The organism is Roseateles sp. FW305-36 (assembly GCF_058787015.1).
Window position 1 is genome coordinate 120,640 of sequence record NZ_JBYSZK010000016.1, and the last position, 22,209, is coordinate 142,848.

General features: G+C 69.0%; 16 protein-coding genes. 10 read left to right on the plus strand and 6 right to left on the minus strand.

From position 1 onward, the window contains the following. Positions 1 to 72 precede the first annotated feature (72 nt). The 7 genes from AC3WOE_RS24770 to AC3WOE_RS24800 all read left to right on the plus strand — a co-directional run bounded on the left by AC3WOE_RS24770 (position 73) and on the right by AC3WOE_RS24800 (position 11,424). Positions 73 to 2,049: an alpha/beta hydrolase family protein gene (locus tag AC3WOE_RS24770; protein WP_492694156.1), complete on the plus strand. Its 1,977-nt coding sequence runs from the start codon at positions 73 to 75 to the stop codon at positions 2,047 to 2,049. 2 nt (positions 2,050 to 2,051) lie between these two features. Next, a complete protein-coding gene (locus tag AC3WOE_RS24775; RefSeq protein WP_492694158.1) occupies positions 2,052 to 3,989 on the plus strand; it encodes an alpha/beta hydrolase family protein in 1,938 nt (645 codons plus the stop codon). A 137-nt stretch (positions 3,990 to 4,126) separates the two neighbouring features. Then, on the plus strand, positions 4,127 to 4,351 hold the full coding sequence (locus AC3WOE_RS24780; protein ID WP_492694160.1) for a hypothetical protein: 225 nt from the start codon (positions 4,127 to 4,129) through the stop codon (positions 4,349 to 4,351). A 196-nt stretch (positions 4,352 to 4,547) separates the two neighbouring features. Next, positions 4,548 to 5,753, plus strand: coding sequence for a hypothetical protein (locus AC3WOE_RS24785; protein ID WP_492694162.1), 1,206 nt, complete (start codon positions 4,548 to 4,550; stop codon positions 5,751 to 5,753). 98 nt (positions 5,754 to 5,851) lie between these two features. Continuing rightward, positions 5,852 to 8,833: an AAA family ATPase gene (locus AC3WOE_RS24790; RefSeq protein ID WP_492694164.1), complete on the plus strand. Its 2,982-nt coding sequence runs from the start codon at positions 5,852 to 5,854 to the stop codon at positions 8,831 to 8,833. Positions 8,834 to 9,267: 434 nt separating this feature from the next. Continuing rightward, complete coding sequence (locus tag AC3WOE_RS24795; RefSeq protein WP_492694166.1) at positions 9,268 to 9,735, plus strand: hypothetical protein; 468 nt, start codon at positions 9,268 to 9,270, stop codon at positions 9,733 to 9,735. A 270-nt stretch (positions 9,736 to 10,005) separates the two neighbouring features. Next, entirely contained in the window at positions 10,006 to 11,424 is a 1,419-nt protein-coding gene (locus AC3WOE_RS24800; RefSeq protein ID WP_492694168.1) for a pectate lyase family protein, read from the plus strand. Between the two features lie 40 nt (positions 11,425 to 11,464). Here the strand turns inward: AC3WOE_RS24800 and AC3WOE_RS24805 are convergent, their stop codons facing one another. The 5 genes from AC3WOE_RS24805 to AC3WOE_RS24825 all read right to left on the minus strand — a co-directional run bounded on the left by AC3WOE_RS24805 (position 11,465) and on the right by AC3WOE_RS24825 (position 17,096). Beyond that, positions 11,465 to 11,671, minus strand: a complete 207-nt coding sequence (locus AC3WOE_RS24805) for a hypothetical protein (RefSeq protein WP_492694170.1) — start codon at positions 11,669 to 11,671, stop codon at positions 11,465 to 11,467. 339 nt (positions 11,672 to 12,010) lie between these two features. Beyond that, positions 12,011 to 12,400, minus strand: a complete 390-nt coding sequence (locus AC3WOE_RS24810) for a hypothetical protein (protein WP_492694172.1) — start codon at positions 12,398 to 12,400, stop codon at positions 12,011 to 12,013. 12 nt (positions 12,401 to 12,412) lie between these two features. Next, positions 12,413 to 13,204 (minus strand): putative signal transducing protein, encoded by a 792-nt coding sequence (locus AC3WOE_RS24815; protein ID WP_492694174.1) that lies wholly within the window; start codon positions 13,202 to 13,204, stop codon positions 12,413 to 12,415. After that, complete coding sequence (locus AC3WOE_RS24820) at positions 13,201 to 13,563, minus strand: hypothetical protein (RefSeq protein ID WP_492694176.1); 363 nt, start codon at positions 13,561 to 13,563, stop codon at positions 13,201 to 13,203. Before AC3WOE_RS24820 ends, AC3WOE_RS24815 begins: the two co-directional genes overlap by 4 nt. An 8-nt stretch (positions 13,564 to 13,571) precedes the next feature. Next, on the minus strand, positions 13,572 to 17,096 hold the full coding sequence (locus AC3WOE_RS24825) for a Dyp-type peroxidase (protein ID WP_492694178.1): 3,525 nt from the start codon (positions 17,094 to 17,096) through the stop codon (positions 13,572 to 13,574). A gap of 210 nt (positions 17,097 to 17,306) precedes the next feature. Here AC3WOE_RS24825 and AC3WOE_RS24830 point away from each other — a divergent pair, with 210 nt between their 5' ends. The 3 genes from AC3WOE_RS24830 to AC3WOE_RS24840 all read left to right on the plus strand — a co-directional run bounded on the left by AC3WOE_RS24830 (position 17,307) and on the right by AC3WOE_RS24840 (position 20,273). Then, complete coding sequence (locus AC3WOE_RS24830; protein ID WP_492694180.1) at positions 17,307 to 17,582, plus strand: hypothetical protein; 276 nt, start codon at positions 17,307 to 17,309, stop codon at positions 17,580 to 17,582. Between the two features lie 106 nt (positions 17,583 to 17,688). Next, complete coding sequence (locus tag AC3WOE_RS24835) at positions 17,689 to 18,222, plus strand: PEP-CTERM sorting domain-containing protein (protein WP_492694182.1); 534 nt, start codon at positions 17,689 to 17,691, stop codon at positions 18,220 to 18,222. Beyond that, positions 18,219 to 20,273 (plus strand): hypothetical protein, encoded by a 2,055-nt coding sequence (locus tag AC3WOE_RS24840; RefSeq protein WP_492694184.1) that lies wholly within the window; start codon positions 18,219 to 18,221, stop codon positions 20,271 to 20,273. Before AC3WOE_RS24835 ends, AC3WOE_RS24840 begins: the two co-directional genes overlap by 4 nt. 44 nt (positions 20,274 to 20,317) lie before the next feature. Here AC3WOE_RS24840 and recQ read toward each other — a convergent pair whose 3' ends face one another. Further along, positions 20,318 to 22,201, minus strand: coding sequence for a DNA helicase RecQ (gene recQ, locus AC3WOE_RS24845; RefSeq protein WP_492694185.1), 1,884 nt, complete (start codon positions 22,199 to 22,201; stop codon positions 20,318 to 20,320). Positions 22,202 to 22,209 lie beyond the last annotated feature (8 nt).

Genomic DNA, 22,209 nt, shown 5'->3' on the forward strand with positions numbered 1-22,209 from the left:
GTTTTCACAAGCGAACCGGCCATGATAGGCCGCCACAATCCGCCGCGTCCAAACACCGACTGGGAGGTCCCGATGAGGACGTTGCTTGGCATGCTGGCCCTGGCCATCGGCTGCGCTTTTGTCACCCCGCCCGCCGAGGCCGCACCGCCGGTCACGGCCTTCTTCAAGCGCCCCGGCATCAGCCAGCCCAAGCTCAGCCCCAGCGGCCGCTACCTGGCCGTGCTGGCGGCGGGCAAGGGCGACCGCGTCTGGCTGGCCGTCATGGATCTGCAGGACCTGACCATGCCCAAGATCGTCGCCGGCTTCCATGACGCCGACATCGGCAACCACCACTGGGTCAACGAGGACCGCCTGGTCTTTCAGGTCAGCAACTCGCCCGACGGCAGCACCCGCGTCTTCCAGCCCGGCCTGTGGGCGGTGGATCGCGACGGCAGCAAATACCGCCAGCTGATCAACAGCGACAAACAGTGGCTCAGCAACACCAGCAGCCTCATCAACGACCGGCGGCTGGAGGCCAACTGGCGCTTCTTCGACACCCTGCCCGACGGTGGCGACGAGATCCTCGTCAGGCGGCTGCGCTGGGCCCACGAGAAGGAAAGCACCGGCATGCAGCTGGTGCGGCTGGACACCCGCACCGGCCTCACCCGCAACCTCAACCAGGGCCTGCCCGACAACGTCATCGACTGGAAGGTGGACTGGCGCGGCGAACCGCGCGCCGTCGAGGCGCTGGCCCAGGGCGGCGTCAAGGGCTATCTGCGCCAGGCCGACGGCAGCTGGAAGCTCTGGTACGAAGACACCGCCCATCGCCGCCAGGGTTTCCGTCCCTACTGGTTCGGGCCGGAGGGACAGACCCTGGTCGAGGCCAGCTACCACGGCTATGGCGCCCTGTTCCGGCTCGATCCCAAGACCCAGCAGCCCGAGGCCGAGCCGCTGATCAGCTTCAAGGGCTATGACTTCGACGGCGCGCTGGTCTTCGATCCGGTTGCCAAGCGCCTGCTCGGGCTGCGCTACGAGACCGACGCGCCGGGCACCCTCTGGCTGGACGCCACCATGAAGGCCCGCCAGGCCGACATCGACGCCCAGCTGCCCGGCACCGTCAACCGCATCGAGTGCGAACGCTGCCTGGACGTCGCCAACCTCGTCGTCACCTCCATCTCGGACCAGATGCCGCCGCGCTACTGGCTCTACAAGCCGGCCGACAAGAGCATCCAGCCCCTGGCCGGCACGCGGCTCGACCTGCCGCTGCGCGAGATGGGCCAGCGCGACGTCGTGCGCTTCAAAGCCCGCGACGGCCTGGAGATCCCGCTGCTCGTCACCCAGCCGCCCGGCAAACCGGCGCCGCGCCCGACCGTGGTGCTGGTGCATGGCGGTCCCTATGTGCGCGGCACGCACTGGCGCTGGGAGGCCAAGGCCCAGTTCCTGGCCAGCCGCGGCTATCTGGTGCTGGAGCCCGAGTTCCGCGGCAGTACCGGCTACGGCTTCCAGCTCTTTCACGCCGGCTGGAAGCAGTGGGGCCTGGCCATGCAGGACGACCTCGCCGACACCCTGGCCTATGCGGTCAAGCAGGGCTGGGCCGACCCGAAGCGCGTCTGCATCATGGGCGCCAGCTACGGGGGCTATGCCGCCATGATGGGCGCGGTGACCCAGGGCGATCTGTTCAAGTGCGCCGTCAACTGGGTCGGTGTCACCGACATCGGGCTGATGAGCAGCATCCAGTGGAGCGACGCTTCCGAGGAGTGGAAGCAGTACGGCATGAAACAGCTGGTGGCCGATCCCGACACCGACGCCGAACAGATCCGCAAGACCTCGCCGTTGGCCCGCGCCGCCGAGATCCGCATGCCGCTGCTGATGGCTTATGGCGGCGAAGACCGCCGCGTGCCCCTGAAGCACGGCACCGACCTCAAGGCCGCCCTGCGCCCCGACCAGCCCCTGGAATGGGTGGTCTACCCCGAAGAAGGCCACGGCTGGTTCGATCTCAAGACCAACGAAGACTTCTGGGGCCGCGTCGAGCGCTTCCTGGCCCGCCATATCGGCAACGCCCAACCCTGATGATGAAACTTACTCTCTTTTCCCTGCTGCTCGCCGCCTCCATCGTCCAGGCCGCCCCGCCCAGCATCGACGACTTCCAGCGTCCGCCGGCCTTCTCCGGCCCGGTGCTGTCGCCTGACGGCAAGCATGTCGCCGCCATCGTCAACCCCGATGGCAAGACCACCAGCCTGGCCGTCATCGACACCGACAAGCCGACTGAGGCCGTGCCCATCAAGGCCTTTGCCGAGGCCGACATCCGCGAGATCCACTGGCTGGACGACGAACGCCTGGCCTTCACGGTGCGCGCCCGTGTGGACGGCGAGGGCTGGGGCGTCGGCTCCGGTCTGTGGACGCTGAACCGCGATGGCAGCAACCTCAAGCAATGGGTCAACCCCTTTGGCCACCGAAGCAAGGACGGCACGCCCCAGGCCGCGCGCATGCTGGACGCCAATTGGAGCCTGTACGAGCCGCCGCTGCGCGATGGCACCCTGGTGCTGCGTCACTATGTCGGCGACCTGCAGCACCGCATCGTCCACGTCGACCTGGCCCGGCTCGACCCCAGCACCGGCGAGCGCCACGCGCTGACCGAGGGGGCGCCCGGCCGCGTCACGTCCTGGGTGCTTGACGCTGACGGCAACCCGCGCTTCGCCATCGGCCTCAACGGCATCGGCGGCACGCGCATCTGGTGGCGTGAAGGCGACGGCCCCTGGCAGGTCTGGCAGGACTCCGGCGAGGGCGACCTCTCGCGCTGGCCGCTGCGCGTGGACCGCAGCGGGCGCCTCTATCTGCTCGTCACCGAACAGGGCCGCTGGACCCTGCATCGCGCTGACAAGCTGAACCCCGATGCGCCGACGACCAAGCTGCTGGGCTCCAACACCCATGCCCTGCAGCCGCGCCTGGTGCTGGACGCCAGCGGCGAGCTGATCGGCGCCCACTTCGAGACCGACGTGCCGCAGAGCGCCTGGTTGGCGCCCATGCTGGCCGAGGCCCAGGCGGAGGTGGACCGCCGCTTGCCAGGCGCGGCCAACAGCCTGCATTGCCGGCGCTGCCTGACGATGCCGATGATGTTGGTCACGTCCCAGACCGACCGCCGGCCGCCGCGCTACTTCCTGTTCAACCGCGACAGCAAGCAGCTCACGCCGCTGGCCGCCAGCATGCCCTGGCTGCCCGAAGGCCGGCCGCGCCAGGCCACGGCCACCGCCGCGCGCGACGGCTACCGCCTGCCCATGGTGGTCACCTACCCCGAGGCGACCGGCCCGGCACCCACCGTCATCCTGGTGCATGGCGGCCCCTGGGTGCGCGGCAACCACTGGGCCTGGCAGGCCGAGCCGCAGTTCTATGCCTCGCGCGGCTACCTCGTGCTCGAGGTCGACTACCGCGGCAGCCTGGGCTATGGCTACCGCTGGCTGCATGCCGGCGACAAGCAATGGGGTCTGGCCATGCAGGACGACCTCGACGACGCCCTGGCCTGGGCCGTCAAGCAGGGTCTGACGGATCCCAAGCGCGTCTGCATGGTGGGCAACAGCTACGGCGGCTATGCAGCCCTGATGGGCCTGTCGCGCGGCCAGATGGCCTGCGCCGTGGCCGGCTTCGCGCCGACCGACCTGGCCAAGCTCGCCTCCCGCCACTGGGCGGATGCCGAAGCCGAGATCCTGACCTTCACGCTGCCCCGCTTCCTCGGCGACCCGGACAAGGACGCCAAGCTGCTCGCCGCCCAGTCGCCGATCAATCGGGTGGACCAGCTGCAGGGCCCGCTGCTGCTGGCCTATGGCGAGCGCGACGAGCGGGTGCCCCTGGCCCACGGCAGCCAGCTGCGCTACGCGCTGGCCAACGCCGGCAGGCCGCCCGAATGGCTGTCCTATGCCGGCGAGGGCCATGGTCTGTATCAGCGCGACCACCAGCGGGACTACTGGCAGCACATCGAGGCCTTCCTGGCCACGCATCTGGCGCCGAAAAACTGACCGTCCGTCGCGGCCGCATGCAGCTCGCGGCCCGCGTCTGACGATTCATCGCAGCGCCCTGGCGGCGCGGGCTTCGGTTGCCGAAACTGCTTCCATCGACACAGCAATACCGCTGAACGAAACCCCAAGGAAGCACCATGAAGACCACCGTCCTGATCCAAGCCGCCGCCGTCGCCGCCTTCGCGTTCACCGCCTTTGCCGCCAGCGCCGCCCCGCAAGAAATCCAGAAGCTGCCCCGCGTCGTCATCACCGGCAAGGCCACGCAGGAAGTCGCCCAGCTGCCGCGCGTCGTCGTCACCGGTTACGCCGTCCGTGAAGTTGCGCAACTGCCCCGCGTGACCATCACCGCCCGCCGCGCCTGAGCCCTCGCATGACCCTTGAAATGACCCCCGACACCCGAGCCGAGTCGCCGGCGCAGCAGGCCGGCGGCCCTTGCTGTGCCGACGAGTCGGCTTGGCGTGAAAAAATCACGCGTCTCTGAAAGACAATCCGGGCTTCTGATTGGAGCCCGCTTTGAAAGAAGAGCTGCGCAAACGCCGGTCCTGGCTGGATGGCTTCATGGCTTATCCGGCCCCCGCTGGCCTGAGCGAAACCGCCCTGCGCGAGAACATCATCCTGCTCGACCAGGCCCTCTACACGCTGTGGGGACTGGGCGACAACCTGATCTACGCCTGGACGCCCGAGTCCCGCGGCCTGCGCGTCCTCGTCGCGCCGCACCAGATGCTGACCGAGTACACCTTGGGCGACGGCACCTCGCCGCTGACCGAGGTCACGCGGCGCACGCGGCTGCTGGACAAGCTGCTGTCCAACCAGGAGCACCTGGACAAGCAGGCCTTCGACAGCGTCTCTGCGTCCCTGGGCATCACGCCCAAGGTCATCGACCTGCCCTTCAACCCCGAGCGCGGCCTGGGCCTGCCGCTGATCGCGGCCATCGCGGCGCGCTACGGCATCCGCCTGGTCGAGGACCGCGCCGTCATCCTGTTCGATGCCGTCGGCTTTTCGCTGCTGACGCCGCTGCAGCAGGTGGTGCAGCTCAACAGCCTGTCCTGCTCGGTCAACGCGGCCTACGCCAAGCTGCTGGACCGCGAGATCAACATCAACTTCGCCCGCACGACGACGGGCGACGGCTTCTACATCTGGAACCGCATGCGCGGCGTCGAGGCCAATGTGGAGCTGTACCAGCTGATGCAGTTCATCCTGGCCGACAACGCCCTGGCCCGCGAGCGCGCCACGCGGCCCGAGTCGGTGCCCAAGCTGCGCGCCTGCTTCCACGTCGGCTCGCACTACGAGTTCTACCAATCCGAAGGCCTGAACCCGACCTCCTTCAGCTATTTGGTCGGCCAGGTCACCATCGAGCTCGCCCGCATGATCGAGCGCGCCGAGCCGGGCCAGATCCTGGTGGGCAAGTTCAACACGCTGATGCACGACGAGTCCACCAGCGAGGACATCCGCATCGACAGCCTGGACTTCGTCGAGCGCACCCGCGCCCCGCTGCGCAGTCTCAACGGCCTGAAGCTCGCCGGCTCCGAGGTCGACGAGATCGCCTGCTACCTGACCGGCCGACGCGACAACACCGGCCTGTGGGGCATCAGCGAGTACCAGATGGCCGACAAGCACGGGTTGATCCACCGCGTCTACAACGCCAAGATCAACATCCACCGGCGCAACGGCGAACCCATCTACCTGGGCCTGCGCGAGGAAGACCTGCCCCCCGACGCGCCGCGCACGGTGGCGGACACCGATTTCCAGCCGCTGCAAGGTTGACGAAGGTCAACCGGCGACACGACCCTTAGAGCTGGGTCCCCAAAACAGCCTGTTCATGCGGTTACCCTGCGGGTGCAACAGCTAGGATGGCCGGCGCCGTGACCGAGTCCTCCGCTCCCTTCGCTGCAACACCCGCCCCCGTCGGCCAGCGCCGGCTGCTGACCCTGCTCTTCGTCGACCTCAGCGGCTCCACGGCCATGGCCGAATGGATGGAGGCCGAGCACTACGCGGCCATGCTGGCCGGCCTGCGCACGCTGTACGAGCGCATCGTGCCCCACCACGGCGGCGTCATCGCCCGCATCCAGGGCGACGGCATGCTGGCCGTCTTTGGCCACCCCGAGGTCCGCGAGGACGACGGCCGCCGCGCCACCGAAGCTGCCCTGGAGCTGCACAACGCGGTGCGTGAGCTGATGCCGCCCGGCCCCCGCCCCGCCGACTTCCCCGGCCTGGCCCTGCACAGCGGCATCCATGCCGGCATCGTCCTCGTCAACGAGGGCGACCAGATGCGCGGCCGCTTCGAGCTGCTCGGCAACGCGCCCAATATCGCGGCGCGGCTCTCGGAGGCCGCCAAGCGCGACGAGATCATCGCCAGCGAGGAGAGCCTGGGCCTGCAGAGCCAGTTCTTCGACACCGGCCCGCGTTTCTCGCTGCAGCTGCGCGGCCGCGCGACGCCGCTGGCCGTCTACCGCGTCTTCGGCCGCGCGCCGGTGAGCCGCCGCTACGAGGCCAGCATGCGCCGCGGCCTGGCACCCTTCGTCGGCCGCTGCGCCGAGCTGGCCACGCTGGACGCCGCCCTCGCCCGCACCCTGCACGACCGCACCACGCTGTGGCTGGGCATCCGCGCCGGTGCCGGCGTCGGCAAGACCCGGCTCACCGAGGAATTCCTGCGCCGTGCGGCCGACCAGGCCTGCCAGATCCACCGCGGCTACTGCGAGAGTTATCTCAGCGCCGAGCCGCTGCAGCCCTTCCTGCAGATGCTGCGCGGCCTGGACGGCCTGCACGAGGCGCCGCCCGAGCTCTTCGCCGCCCAGCACAGCCAGGCCGGGCAGCGCGCCGACGCCCTGCTGACCCTGCTGCTGGCCCTGGCGCGGCGCACGCCCCAGCTCGTCTTCATCGACGACCTGCAGTGGGCCGACGATGCCTCGCTGCGCCTGCTGCACCGCCTGCGCGCCGGCGCCGAGCGCGAAGGTCTGCCGCTGATGCTGCTGACGGCCAGCCGTCCCCTGCCCAGCACCGCCGCCTTGCCCAGCGCGAACGACGGTGACGCCGACCTCATCGAGCTGCCGCCGCTGACCGAGACCGAGGCCGCCCGCGCCGTGCAGCAGCTGCTGCCGCAGATCGACCCCTTCATCGCCGCCGAGGTGCAGCGCCACGCCGGCGGCAACCCCCTTTTCATCGAGGAGCTCTGCCACGCCGCCGCCGATGCCGGCGAAGGCCAGGGGACGATGGCTGCCGGCCAGAGCAGCTCGGCCTGGCTGGCCGCCCTGGTCGAGTCCCGCGTCGGCCGCCTGCCGCCCGACCAGGCCCAGCTGGTGCGCATCGCCGCCGTCATCGGCAATGTCATCCCGGTCTGGCTGCTGGAGGCCCTGGCCGGCTGCGGCGAGCAGCACCCGGCCGTCCAGGCCCTGGCGGTGCAGGATTTCATCTTCCCGGACCAGCGCCCCGGCCATCTGCGCTTCAAGCACGGCATCACGCGCGACGTCGTCTACGAGGCCACCGGCCTGCACGAGCGCCAGGCCCTGCACCGCCGCATCAGCGCCGAGCTGGCTGCCCACGGTGGCAACGAGCTGCACGAACAGCTGGCCTATCACGACGCCGCGGCCAACGACTGGCCCGCCGCCGCCCATCATGCCGAGGCCGCCGGCGACCAGGCCCTGGCCGCGTCGGCCCTGGACCGTGCCAAGAAGCAGTTCCGCGCGGCGCTGGCCGCCCTCGAGTTCCTGCCCGACGGCGATGACCAAGGACGCGAGCGCCGTCGTCGCTGGGTGGCCATCGCCCAGCGCCTGGGCATGGCCTGCGTCTTCGATGCCTCCCAGGACGACCTGCGCGTGCTGCGCCACGCCGCCGAGCTGGCCCAGGCCGAGCGCGACACCGGCCTCATCGCCCGCACCGAGTACTGGCTGTCCTATGTGGGCTATGCGCTGGGCGAAACGCGCGACAGCCTCAAGCATGCGCGCGCCGCCGTCGAGATGGCCCAGGACTGCGGCGACCATGCCCTGCTGGCCCAGCTGCCCGGCACCGTCGGCCAGCTGCAGGCCGCGGCGGCCGACTACGCCAACGCCCTGCCCATGCTGGACCTGGCCATCGCCCGCCAGCGCGCCCGCGCCCGCAAGAGCGCCGTCAACCAGATCGGCCTGTCCTTCTCGCTGTGCTGCCGCGCCTATGTGCTGGGCGACCAGGGCCATTTCGACCAGGCCCACGAGATCTTCGCCGAGGCCCTGACGCCCTTCGACGGCAGCGGCCATGCCGTCGAGGCCAGCATCCAGGGCTGGCGCGCCGCCGTGCTGCTGTGGCAAGGCCGCTGGGGCGAGGCCCGCGAGGCCGCCCTCGTCGCCCACCGCGTCGGCGCCCAGGTGCGCAGCATGTTCACCTGCGCCATGGGCCACGCGGCCGGTGGCTATGGCGCCTGGATGCAGGAGGCCGACCCGACGGCCCGCCAGCACATCCTGGACGCCACCGCCTGGCTGGCCCCGCGCGGCGGCGGTCTCTACAGCAGCTTCCAGCACGGCTGGCTGGCCGACATCCTGGCCACGCAGGGCGACGCCGGCGCGGCCCGCCACCATGTGGCCCGGGCCCTCAAGCGCGGCCGCCAGCACGACTGGATCGGCGGCGCCATGGCCTACCGCGCCTCGGCCCGCCTGGCAGCCAGGCTGGGCGACACCGAGCGCGCCAAGCGCTACCTGGGCCTGGCGCGCGGCGCTGGTGAGCAGCGCAACTCCCTGCACGAGGCCGCTGTCACGGCCCTGCTGGAGGCCGAACTGCGGCTGGACGACAGCTGGCAAGCCGCCCGCGACCGCGCGGGGCGCGAGTTCGAGCGCCTGGGCATGACGGGCTTCCTGGAACGCGCCCTGCAGCTCTGAGCCGGACTCGATGCCGGCAAATCCACAGATATCGGGATGCGCCAGCCCTGGCCTCCTCCCTATGCTGCCGTTGTTTGCCTGGGAAGGACGAGAACATGCGCATTCCAACCGGTCATGGCCTGAGCCGCCTCTTGCTCGGCCTGCTCCTGGGTCTGATGCTGGCTGGCTGCCAGAAGAAGGAAGAGCTGGCGGCCGCCCCGCCACCTGTTCCGACAGCTGCCCCCGCGCCCGCAGCTTCAGATGCCGCTGCGCCGCAGCCATCGGCGGCGTCCTCACCGCATCCCAATCGTGGAACCGGCCGGGCCCCGGCGTCGGTCGATTCACCCGGGCCAGCGGTCGACCCCGGACAGGCTGCAGATCAAGCGCTGGCGCAACTGGAAAAGGCCAATGTCGCGTTCAAGGCGCCGACTGGCATGCACCAGGACGATCAAGCCATGGTGGAGCTCCGCCTGAGCCTGAAAAAGGAAGCGGCCCAACTTGAGCGCGAGCTGCGCAGCGCCCAGTCAGAGCACGTCGAAGGAGCCGGCGTGCGCGTATCGCGACGCGTTGAGGCCCTGCTGACAGCGTCCAAGTCGGACTTCGAGATCACGCCCACCAGTGCGACGGAGCAGGTCCTGGGCTCGGACGATGATGTCAGCTGGCGCTGGGAGATCAAGGCCCTGGACGGCGGCACCAAATACCTCCACCTGACGCTGAACTCCATCGTCAGCGTCGATGGCGCCACGACCCGCAAGACGGTGCGCGCCTTCGATGAGCAGATCGAAGTGAAGGTCAGCTGGCCGAGCCGGGCGCAAGCCTTCATCGCCAAGAACTGGCAATGGCTGTGGGCGACCCTGCTGGTGCCAATCGCCGGCTGGGTCTGGCGCCGCCTGCGCCAGGCTCCCCCGGGCGCGCAAGCCTGAGCGTCACTCGCTTCGGCTTCATGAAACTTCGTATCCAATTAATCGGAACGCTGTTCCATAGTTGTTTCGCGATGTGCGGCGATGCCCGCACCGACCTGCAGTCGTCGCGACCATGCGCGCGGATCGACCGGTAGCGACCTGACGTCGGCTCCGGTTTTCTTCTCTCCCTGCCCGACAGCCTTCGCGGCGGCCTCTTCCCGGCCCCGTGACGGTCAGCTGCGCGCATCCGGAAGGAAACCGCGCGCCCACACAACAGACCGGAGACAACCCATGATCACCAAGAAGCTCACCCCGCCGCCCCTGCCCGTCGTTCGCACCACCGGCGCCGCCCTGTCGCTGCTGCTGGCCGCCACGGCCGCGCACGCGGTCGACTGGCCCTCGGGCTATTCCAAATGCGCCGACGAGGGCGGGACCTGCAAGGCCGGCACCGCCACCCGCCCCGTGTCCTTCGGCATCAAGGACAAATGGGTCATCAAGAACCTCAGCGGCGACATCGCCTGCACGACGGCCACCTTCGGCTCCGACCCCAATCCCGGCATCGCCAAGAAATGCGCCGTCGGCCCGGTCGGCAGCCCGGCGCCTTCCCCGGCACCAACGCCCGCTCCCACACCCGCACCGACGCCGGCGCCCACGCCTGCTCCCTCACCGGCCCCCAGCCCCGCACCCGCTCCGGCCGGCGCCAGCGGCGGCTATGCGGGCACGGTGACCGGCGGCGGCAGCAAGGCGGCCGTGACGGTCAGCACCGCCGCCGCCATGCAGGCCGCCATCGACGCCTACGACGGCAGCTCCGGCCTGGTGCTGCGCTACACCGGCACTTTCGACTTCGGCACCATCCCCGACGCCTGCACCCAGTGGCAGAAACCGGCCGGCGCCATCGTCGAGATCAAGAACAAGAACAACGTCACCATCGAAGGCGCCAACGGCTCGGCGGCCAACTTCGGCCTGGCCATCAAGGCCGCGGCGCAGAACGTCATCATCCGCAACATGACCATCGGCCTGCTGCCCGGCAGCATCGACGCCATCGGCATCGAAGGCCAGAGCGGCAAATACCCGGGCTATATCTGGATCGACCACAACACGCTGTTCAGCAGCCTGAAGGAATGCAGCGGCGCGGGCGACCTGGAGTTCGACGGCCTGGTCGACAACAAGGCCGGTGCCCACCACATCACCTATTCCTACAACTACCTCCACGACCACCACAAGGTCGGCCTGATCGGCTCCAGCGACAGCGACGCCAGCGACCGCTTCATCACCTTCCACCACAACCACTACAAGAACGTCGGCTCACGCCTGCCGCTGCAGCGCGCCGGCTACACCCATCTGTACAACAACCTGTACACGGGCGTGGTGACCTCGGGCGCCAACATCCGCATGGGCGGCTACTCGCTGATCGAAGGCAACTGGTTCGAGAACTCCCAGAACCCCGTGACCTCGCGCGACAGCTCGGCCATCGGCTACTGGCAGCTGCGCAGCAACAACATCGCGAGTCCTGCCGACTTCGCGACCTATGGCATCACCTGGGTGGCGAGCGGCTCCTCACCGTCACGGGATGCGACGGACTGGGTCACGACAGCCAACTTCCCGCTGGGCATCCCCTACAGCTATTCCCTGCAGGCGCCGTCCTGCATCAAGCAGAAGCTACCGGCGGCGGCGGGGGCGGGAACGAACCTGGCCAAGGTCAGCTGCTGATGAAGTGGCGAGCCAGCGCCGACGCAATGCGGGCGTTGGCTCACCTCAGCAACGTGCGGGCCTCGTCCAGTTCTGCGTGCTCGAAGGCCGGTGCGAACGGGTCGAGTTCGGACTCGGCCAGGCCGACGTCGGGCGAGCGCGCGACGTCTCGGCAACGATCGACCACCGCCACCACCTGCGCCAGCACCTGCCGGGCTTCATCCACATCGAGTTCGAAGCGCGGCGCCTGCGCGAGCAGCTCGTGCACGGAATCGTCAAGACACAGTCTTTTGACACCCAAATTTGGACGCCTAAGGGTTTCAAAGATCCATATATAGATGTCTATTGCGGTCGCGTTCGCACGAGTCCTGCCGACTTCGCGACCTATAGCATCACCTGGGTCGCCAGCGGATCGTCGCCGTCGCGCGATGCGACGGACTGGGTCACGACGGCGAACTTCCCGCTGGGCATTCCCTAGGGCTGTTCGCTGCAGGCACCGTCTTGCGTGAAGCAGAAGCTGCCCGCGGCGGCGGGAGCGGGGACGAACTTGGCGAAGGTCAGTTGCTGATGAACTGAAATGCCGGCGTCCGCATCGCGCGGCCGCCGGCTAGATTTTTTCGCTGCCACGTACGCCGAAGAACCAGAACAGACCGCCAGCTACGGCACCAAAAGGGGCCATCACGACAAGGCCCCTCACGTACGGAAGTAAGCCCAACTCGGGTCTCAGAAAAATCACGTGCGGCAGCGCGCTCAGTAGCGCAGCAACCACCGCACCAGCTGCTGCAAACACCAACGGGCCCCGCCAGCGACGCTCACGAGCCAGCTTCGCAAATGGAATCGCAAAAACCAGATTGGCGACCACGAGTACCGAATACGAGGCAACGAAAGCCGCCGGTCCAGCCATCGATGGGTTCGGCGACTGCATCAGCGCAGCGACAGCCAGAAGCAGCGGCGCCGGTAAAGCGCTGACCAGCGCAGCGAAGAGCAGCCTTGTCATGACCTGCCCTGACTACTTCGGCAGCGCTTCACGCGAGACGACCTCAGCCAGCTTCGAATACCTGACCCGCTGATCCAGCGTGCCGTCCTTGTCGGTGTCGACGTCGGCAAACTGCAGCACGCCCAGGACGTAATGCTCGACCCGCAGCGGCCGGCCCGACGCGGGGTTGAGGTATTCGACGGTGTCGACCACGCCATGGACGTACTGCGTCCTGAGGTCGGGCACGCCATCGCCGTCGCTATCGGTCAAGCTGTATTCAATATTGCCACGCTGAAATTCCTGACTGGTTTCAAAGACGCCGTCGAAGTTGTCATCCGACTCGACAGAGTCGATGACGCCGCGCCCGTTGTAGTGCGCCACGTAGTCGACCTTGTGATCGAAGTTGCGGTCGATCTCCGCCTTCAGCAGCAGGCCGTTGGGGGAATAGGTCCACTTCTCATCGATCACCCCGTCCCGGTCATGGTCGATGCCGTCGGTGGTGACTGGCGCCCGATAGGCCGCATAGGTCGCGCCAACGCCAACCGCGAGCCCCAGCAGAAAGCCGCGCAGGCCCGCCGATTTCGGGGCGGGCTTGGGGCTGGGCGTGGGCGCAACTTCGGTGCTTTCCCAGCGTTCGATGACGCCCCGCGCCGCCGCATGGTCCCCTTCAGCCACCACCAGGCGTACCAGGCCGTTCATGGGGACCTCGCCCATCGCCCCCTGCAATGCCTCGCCCTGGATTTCCGCGTGGAGGCCCTCCTGCTTGAGCAGATCGACCAGCATGTGGGCTTCGATGGCGTTGGCGGCTTCGTAGAGTTTCTTCATTGTTCGCTTGAACAAGGCTCGACGCGGAATCCCGCACGGGCCTCCGCGGCCTTGGGGCGCCATGCCTCGAGAAGGCGAAAGATCTCGGGGTCCGATCCGACGTGGATGTTGACGACGATGGTCGTGTTCTCAGGTCTTGGCTTGCCGAACTGCTCGGCATAGTCGTCGGAGCCGATGAATGCAGCGTAGTTCGCGAGCTTCTGCAGCAACCGCCTGCAGGAGTAGTCATCGGCGCCAAGAGGTGAACCGATGATCACGACGAGGTCGGTGCCGCCGGCCTTCAGGAAACCCTGGATGTCGATGACGTCCAGCCGCGGAATCGGATGGGTCAGGTCTTCGTTGTCGAGCGCGTCCGTCATCGTCGTGCTCAATCCACCCCCATCGCCACCACCGTCTGCGCCCCCGTATAGCGCAGCACCCCGGCATCCAGCACCGCCGCGATGACGCCCAGCATGACGCCCATGCCCATGCCATAGCCCGAGCAAGCATGGGGCGGCGGGCCCTGGGGGTCGGCGCGGTCGCCGCCGAAGGCGACGTGGTGGCGTAAAGGGTCCTGCTGGGTGGCCGAGCCCAGGCCAACGACGACGACGCGGCCGGCCTCGACGTCTACATGACCGAGGCGATGCGCCACGCGCGCCTTGCGCCAGACCTGGAAGGGCGTGGGGCGCTGGTTCAGCGTGGCGACCAGCGTCGGGCGCAGGCAGGCCACGGCCTCGGCGTAGGGGGGCGGGGTGTCCTGGGTCTCGGGCTGGACCTCGTTCCACTGCGGCTGCAGCTCCCACAGCTTGCGCGTCTGCACCCAGGCAGCCAGCACCGTCACGAGGTTGGCATGGGTGGTGGGCGGGAAGCCCAGCATGATGCCGGCCAGCGTGCGCGCCGGCAGGTCGGGCGTCGCATCGGGCACGGCCTTGGCCGCGTCGATGATCTTTGCGGCAAGCGGCGGCAGCACGGTGCCGGGCTCGGCCAGCCAGGCCTCGACGGCGGCGGTGAAGCGGCGCCCCGCGGCACGGCCCTCGGCCTTGACGGCGTCAGTCGGGTAGGGACCAAAGACATGGCGCGATACCTTGAAAAGGTCGCGCGGGCAGCGTGCGGCCACGCCTTGAGCCGGTGCCTCGGCAATGAACTCGGTGCCCCAGATGTGGCGGCCGTCGGGCTGGCCGAACCAGCGCCGGCACAGCTCGGCCAGCACGCCTTCGCTGAGCCGCTCGAAGTCCAGCGGCGTGTCGGCAGGCAGGTCCACGGGCTTTTGCGAGGCCGGGAAGGCGTCCAGCAGGGCGCGGGCTTCCTTTTTCAGCTGCGCGAGACCGCCCTTGGCGATCTGGTAGGCCGCGGCATAGCAGTACTCCTCGCTGTAGGCCTCGATGGCGGCATTGATAATGGGCGCCTGCTCGCGGTGGCCGGTGTCGTCGTCCAGGCCCAGATAGCCCACGCCGATGGAGTCGTGCATGCGCTCGCCGTAGCCGCTGACGGAATAGCGATCGGGGTCGTTCCTCAGCACCTCGCAGACGCGCTCGGCCGCGCCCACCAGCACGCCATAGGCCGTGTCGACGACGCCGCCGGGCTGGGCGCGCACCCAGGCCCAGGCGCCGTCGCGCGTGGTGGTGTCTTCCAGCCAGAGCTGCATCGCGACCTTGTCCTGCAGGTCGGGAATGCGCTCGGGCAGGGCGACGGCGGGCGGCAGCGGCAGTGGCAGCTCGACCAGGCCGGGCAGGCCCTTCAGCGCGGCGATGGAGGGCACGAAGAAATAGGCGCCCCATTGCAGGGTGACGAAGGGCTCGGGGCCGAGGTCGATCTCGTGAGGCTTGCCGTCGACCTCAAACGGAAACAGGCGCGGGCCGCCACTGCCGTCAACCACGCCCAGCAGCGGGTCGCTCTGGCCCGAGTAGCCGCCGCTGGCATTGCCGCCGGCCACCCAGCGCTGCACGACCTCGAACTGCTCGGCGAGGTGGGCGTTGTAGGCCATGAAGATGAGGCCACGGTCCTCGTCGTCGGGCGCATCGGGGTGGACCGGCGCGCCATAGCTCATGCCGCGGCGCAGGATGCGCGGCATGCGGTTCTTCGAGAAGGCCGTGCCGCCGAGGTCGCGCGGGTTGGTGCGGCGGATGTGGGCATGGAAGGGGCAGGCCGCGCCTTCCTTGTCCTTGGCGAAGTTGAAGTCGTTGCCGGCGGTCTCCGGTGCAGCCAGCGCGCGACCGTCCTGCCAGCGGCCCATCAGCTTGGCCAGCACCAGCTCGTGGTCGAGGCCGATCTTTTTCGCCTCCTGGTAGGTGCGCCGGGCGAAGCGGCCGGTGTACTGGCGCAGCTTGCGCACGACCAGGAAGCTGCCGCGGTCCAGCAGCGCGTCGGCCTTCTCGGGCACGGCATAGCCCTTGTCGCGCTCGGTCGGGAAGCCCTGCAGTACCTCGCCGACCTTGACCTTGTCGTCCCACGACAGGCCGGTGGGCGGCGCGTCGTCCGGCGCCGGCACCGGCTGGCTGATGCCGTCCTTGAAGCCGAAGTGCTCCTTGTCGGCGGCGTTGCTGCGCATGGGCTCGATGGCCATCAAGGCCAGGCCGGTATTGACGGTCAGCGCCTCGGCCAGCTCGCGCAGGCGCTTGTCGTCGGCGGCCGTGAAGTTTTCGCCCGGCTCGGCGGCCGCGAAGCGCAGCTGCACCAGCACATGGGCATCGGCCGGGGCGATGCGGTCGATCTTGTTGACGTGGGGGGCCAGCACCCAGTGCGCCGGATGGTTGTGGCGCACATCGCCCAGCAGGCCGGCGCGAGCGGCCATGCCCTCCTTGAAGGCCTGGGGGAAGCGGTCCAGCCTCGAGGCCGGCACGCCCAGGGCCTTGAGGCCGGACAGGGTCAGGGCGATCTGGCGCCAGGCGGTCAGCTGGGCGCCGTCTTCGTTGTCATGCTGGACCGGTGCCGTGCTGAGCCAGGCCACGGCCTGGGTCGGCTGGGCCACGCGCAGCAGCACCAGCCCCCCGCGGTTGCCCGGCGGCTTGCTGAGCACGCAGCATTGCAGGTCGCCGGGCTTGAGCGACAGCTCGCGCGACTTCACCACCGGCTCGGGCAGGTCATGTTCGAACCAGGCCAGCATCTCGTGATGGCGCAGGCGCAACTGGCCGCCGGGCGTCTTGCCGCCGTCCTTGGGGAAATGCTGGGCGGTGCCCAGCTCGCGCAGCTCGAACAGCACATCCTGCGTCGCGCGCAGCAGGCAGTCGCGATCGGGCGCATCGGCGCCGAAGAAGCGCTGCAGCATGTACAGGCCCGCCAGCGGCAGCAGGCCGCGCGCGGCCATGGCGAAGCGCTCCTTCTCGCCTTTGGGCAGGGACGGTGTCTCGCCCGAGGCCGGCGCACGCAGGCGGTTGAACTCCAGCTCGTTGGCGCGGCCGCGCTGGGCGGCTTCCAGCTTGGCCAGGTATTCGGCATCGCCGACGCTGCGGCCGGATTCGATGAAGAGGAAGTCGGCCGACACCTCGTGCTCGCGCACCCAGCGCGCATAGGTCTCGAAGCTGCACTCGCGCGACAGCGTGTAACCCTCGGTGTGGCAGAGCATCAGGTCCAGCGTCGAGCCGAGCTGGTCCCAGATGACGCGCATATACGGCTCCCAGCCGCCGTCGAAGTTGACCGACAGCAGCAGCCGGTCGGGCGCGCCGTCCTTGCCGTCGACGATGCTCCAGCGGAAGGAATGGACGATGCGCCAGCGGGCGACGATGTCGGTATAGGGCGAGGCGGGCGAGCTGGACTCGCGCGAGCCCAGGCGCAGGCCGTTGAGCGTCTTGAGCACCTTGCGCAGGCGGTCCACATAGGTGACCACCTCCAGCGCATCGACAAAGCCATGCTTGATGTCGGCCAGCAGGTTGAGGTCGGTGATGCCGCCCAGTTGGACGTCGTTGCCCCGTGCCATGACTTTTCTCCCTAGCTTTTAGGCCGGGAGTATCCCGGCACCGCATGACGGCGGGGTCAGGGTCGCCCCTCAAGTTTGACGATGGGTCTGGCCATCCCCGCCAGCCGCATTTCATCCGCCAAAAGCGGCAACCTATCGCAAACCCTTAGATCGCAACCCCCTCCGGGAACACACTGGCGCCGCACACAGAGAGAAAGAAAGAAGGTCGCCATGAACCGCATCAGCACCACCACCGCCCGCACCCGCCTGCAAGCCGTCAGCGCCGCCGTCCTCGTCGCGTTGATCGCCCTGACCGGCGCCACCTGGATGACCATCACGGTCCCGGCCGAGGCGCCCGAGGTCATCAAGCTCGAACGCGTCGTCATCGAAGGCACGCGCGCCGCCGACACGGCCATCGCCCAGCTGCCCCGCGTCGTCATCGAAGGCCGCCGCACGGTGGACAACACCCAGATGGCCAGCGCCGAATTGGCACCGGCCGTTCGCTGACCCCCCACGAATCGCAGGCCGGGATGGCCTGCTTTTCCCCAAGCATGGGGATGGTGGCCACCGACCGGCTGCCTAGCATCGGAGCCCTCGCAACCGGGGTACGCCGATGAAGTCAGTCCGATGGTCCAGTGGTTTGTTCGCAATGGCCATGGCCTGCGGCTCGGCGCAGGCCGCGAGCCTTGATGCCGCCTATCAATGGCTGGGCGGTACGGACTGGCAGGTGGCGTTCACCCTGCATGCCGACGGCACCCCGGCCAGCGTGTCGGAGTTCAGCGTCTATTTCCCCGAAACCAGCTTCGGCACGTTGACGCTTCAGGCCGCGCCCGCGAGCTGGGACAGCCTGGTGGTGCAACCCGACACCGCCCTGTCATCGGCCGGCTACCTTGACGGCCTGCTGCCCGCACCCGCGCCGGGCCTGACCGCCGGCCAGTCGCAGGGCGGCTGGGTGGTGAAGTTCAACTATCTGGGCGCCGGCCAGCCGGGCGCCCTGCACTTCGACATCCTCGACGCCAACTTCGCCGTCGTCGCCGGCGGCCAGACCACCGTGGTGCCCGAGCCCGCGTCCTATGCGCTGCTGCTCGCCGGCATGGCCGCCATCGGCCTGTGGAACGCGCGCCGCCGCCAGGGGGGTGCCGCATGAACACCCTCCTCACCAGCCTGCGCCGCCATGCGCTGCCGGTCCTCGCCGCCTCCCTGCTGCTGAGCGCCTGCGGCGGCGGCGGGCAGGACGCGACCCCCGGCGTCATGCCTGCCGAGGCGCCGCAAGCCAAGGCGCTGGCGGTCAACGCGGTCACGTCCGCCAGCGTCACCGGCCTGACCAAGCTGAGCGAGAAGCGCATCGGCCGCACGCTGTTCGAGTACGAGTTCCGCATCACCGTGCAGAACGGCGCCGCGGCCCAGACCGGCCTCAAGGCCGAGCTGACGTCGGCGGGCCCGGGCACCACCATCGTCCAGGGTCTGGTGGACGTCGGCGACATCGCTGCCGGCGCCAGCCTCACGCCCAGCGGCACCATCACGTTGCGCCAGGATCGCCTGCAGGCCTTCCAGCTCAACCAGATGGCGTGGAACTTCACCGCCAGTGCCGCCCCCCCCGCCGCCATCAGCCTGGCGCTCAACCAGGGCGTGATCGGCGCCGGCGGCGCGCTGACGGTGACGCCCACCGTGACCGATGCCGGCGGCCAGGCCCTCAACCCGCAACCCGCCGTGAGCCTGCAGGTGCTGGTGCCCACCAGCGGCGCCCTCGGCGCCACACCCACGCTCAGCGGCAACCAGGTCCTGACCTCGGCCGACACGCGCGGCGGCTTCGAGCTGCAGGCCACGCTGGGCGGCCTGGTGGCCAAGGTCGGCTTTGTCGTCGTGGCCAACAACGGCCAGTCGGCCAACAACGGCCAGTTCGCCGATCTGTCGGCCAACCATGCCAGCGTCGTCAACAACCTGGCCTTGCTGCGCGACGCCGTCGCCCGCGGCGACAACGCCGCCGTGGCCACGCTCAAGGCGGCGCTCGCCGACACCAGCAGCCGCATCGACCCCAACACGCTGTACTTCGGCAGTGCCTACGCGCCCGACACCGGCTTCGTGCCCGATGCCGCCAAGCTCAGCGCCGCCGGCCTGAATGCCACGCCCGCCGACGCAGCCCACGCCACGGCACTGACGCAGCTGCAGGCCAAGCTCGCGCAGATCACGACGCTGCTGAACAGCACCACCGGCACGGACGCCGACAACACCGCCCTGCTGACCCAGTACCAGGCCGACCTGGCGGCCATCGCCGCCCAGCTGCAGGCCCCGCAAGCCCAGCCCAGCGCCCATGGCGTGGTGGCCAACGGGGCCCTGCTCAACCGGCTGCTGACCCAGGACATGCCCATCGCCATGCGCGCCATGGCGGACCGCGCCGTGGCCCAGGCTTCGGTCTCGGTGCTGACGGCGCAGGCCCCGACCGCCCATGCGGCCGAGGCGCTGGCCATCAAGGCCATGGCGGCGCCGCGCCTGGCCAATGGCGCCGGCCGGCGGGCACTTGCCGCCTGGCCGCGCGCCACGGCCAACGGGCCGACGCCGCAGTTCCTGCTGTCGGGCCTGCTGAATGCGCTGGGCCCCATCGGCAAGCTCATCGACGGCATGTACGGCCAGGGCCTGTCGCAGATCCAGAACATGATGACGCTGCTGATCGCCAAGGACCTGCTGGACAAGCTGCTCACGCAGACGCTGGTGATCGAGGGCGTTCACTCCGGTGCGGCCCTGCTGGGCCCCTATGCCTACAACTACCCCGACAGCACCATCGAGCTGACCAACACCAGCGCCGCCGAGATGCAGGGAGCGGACGCCTATCTGATCGGCGCCTCGGCCGTGAATGCGCTGACCTCGCTGGGCAAGTCGCTGCAACCACCCAAGGAAGCCAAGTCGTTCAAGGAGATCTTCGACTACTTCAAGGGCATCGTCGACGCGATCAAGGGCGTGGGAGAGGCCTACGATTTGGCCCACCAGCTGCCAGCACAGACGGTGGACAACAGCTTCAGCGACAACTTCGGCTGCCTGGTGTCCCTGTCGGACAGCTGCGTGGAGATGCAGTACCCCGCCGGCTTCAAGAACGTGGCCGGCGGCGAGCGCTTCAGCTTCACGGTGCTGATCCTGGTGCGCAGCGGCGGCCCCAAGCCCAAGTACGGCTCGATCGTGACCAACTTCGTTCCGACGACCTGATCGCCAGAGGCTCCCCGCTCGCGGGAGCCTCGGCCATCGCTTGCTCAGCGCCCGAGCACTCGAAGAATCTCGCGGCCATAGGCCTCGAGCTTCTTCGCCCCGACGCCGCTGATCTCGCCCAGTTCGGCCAGATCGCCCGGCAGCACGCGCGCCATCTCGGCCAGCGTGGTGTTCTGGAAGATGACATAGGCCGGCAGGCCATGCTCCTTGGCCACCTCGGAGCGCCAGGCTTTCAGGGCCTCGAAGCGCTCCTGACCCTCGGCATCCAGGCCCAGGGCCGGATCGGTCTTGGGCCTGGCGCCGCCGCGCGACGACTTGGCCCGGGGCTTCTTCTCCTCGGCCTCGCGCAACCTCAGCTCCACCTCGCCCTTGAGCACCGCCCGGGCGCTGTCCTGCAGGGCCAGGGTGCTGAACTCACCCTCGGCGGCGACATGGCCCAGCGAAATCAGCTGGCGCAGCACGGCCCGCCACTGCTGCTCGGACAGGTCGGCACCGCAGGCCCAGGTGGATAGCTTGTCGTGGCCGTACTGGCGCGTCTTGTCGGTTGCCTTGCCGCGCAGCACATCGATGAGGTGGCCGGCACCGAAGCGCTCGCCGCGCTGGTGGAAGCGGTAGATGCAGGACAGCAGCTTGCGCGCTGCCTCGGTGCCGTCCCAGGTCTGGGGCGGGTTCAGGCAGTTGTCGCAGTTGCCGCAGGGCGTCGCCGCTTCACCAAAGTAGTTCAGCAGCCGCACCCGCCGGCAGTCGGTCGCCTCGGCCAGGGCCAGCAGCGCGTCCAGCTTGCCGCGCTGGCCCTGCTTGAAGGTCTCGTCGGCCGGGCTGTCGTCGATCATGCGGCGCTGGTTGACGACGTCGGCCAGCCCATAGGTCATCCAGGCCTCGGCCGGTGCGCCGTCGCGGCCGGCACGGCCGGTCTCCTGGTAGTAGGCCTCGATGTTCTTGGGCAGGTCCAGGTGGGCGACGAAGCGCACATCGGGCTTGTCGATGCCCATGCCGAAGGCAATGGTGGCCACCATGATCAAGCCGTCTTCACGCAGGAAGCGGTCCTGGTGGCGGCGGCGCACTTCGGCGTCCAGGCCGGCGTGATAAGGCAAGGCGTTCAGGCCTTCGCTCTTCAGCCATTCGGCGGTTTCATCGACCTTCTTGCGGCTCTGGCAGTAGACGATGCCGGCCTCGCCCTCGTGCTCGTCGCGCACGAAGCGCAGTAGCTGCTCGCGCGGCGAGGCACTCTTTTCGGTGATGAGGTAGCGGATGTTCGGCCGGTCGAAGCTGCTGATGAAGACGCGGGCGTCCTGCAGCTGCAGCCTCTGGATGATGTCGGCCCGCGTCAGCTCGTCGGCGGTGGCCGTCAGCGCGATGCGCGGCACCTCGGGGAAGCGCTCGTGCAGCAGGCTGAGCTGCAAATACTCCGAGCGGAAGTCGTGGCCCCACTGACTGACGCAATGCGCCTCGTCGATGGCGAACATCGACAGCAGGCCGCGCTCCTGCAGGGACGCCAGCTGCGCCAGGAAGCGCGGCGTCGTCAGCCGCTCGGGCGCGGCGTAGAGCAGGGTCAGCCTTCCGCTCATCATCTCGCGCTCGATGCGACTGGCCTCCTCGCCGGTCAGGCTGGAGTTCAGGAAGGCGGCGTGCACGCCGGCCTCTTCCAGCGCACCGACCTGGTCGTGCATCAGCGCGATCAGCGGGCTGACGACGATAGCCACACCCTGCTGGCGGGTGTGGCGCAGGATGGCCGGCACCTGGTAGCACAGGCTCTTGCCGCCGCCCGTGGGCATCAGCACCAGGGCGTCGCCCCCATCGGCCACATGCTCGACGATGTCGGCCTGCTGGCCGCGGAAGGCGGTGTAGCCGAAGACTGCTGACAGGACCTGGTGAGCTGCAGATTGCAGGTCGTCGGTAGGGCTTGGAAGATGCACGGGCGGATTCATTCAACCCG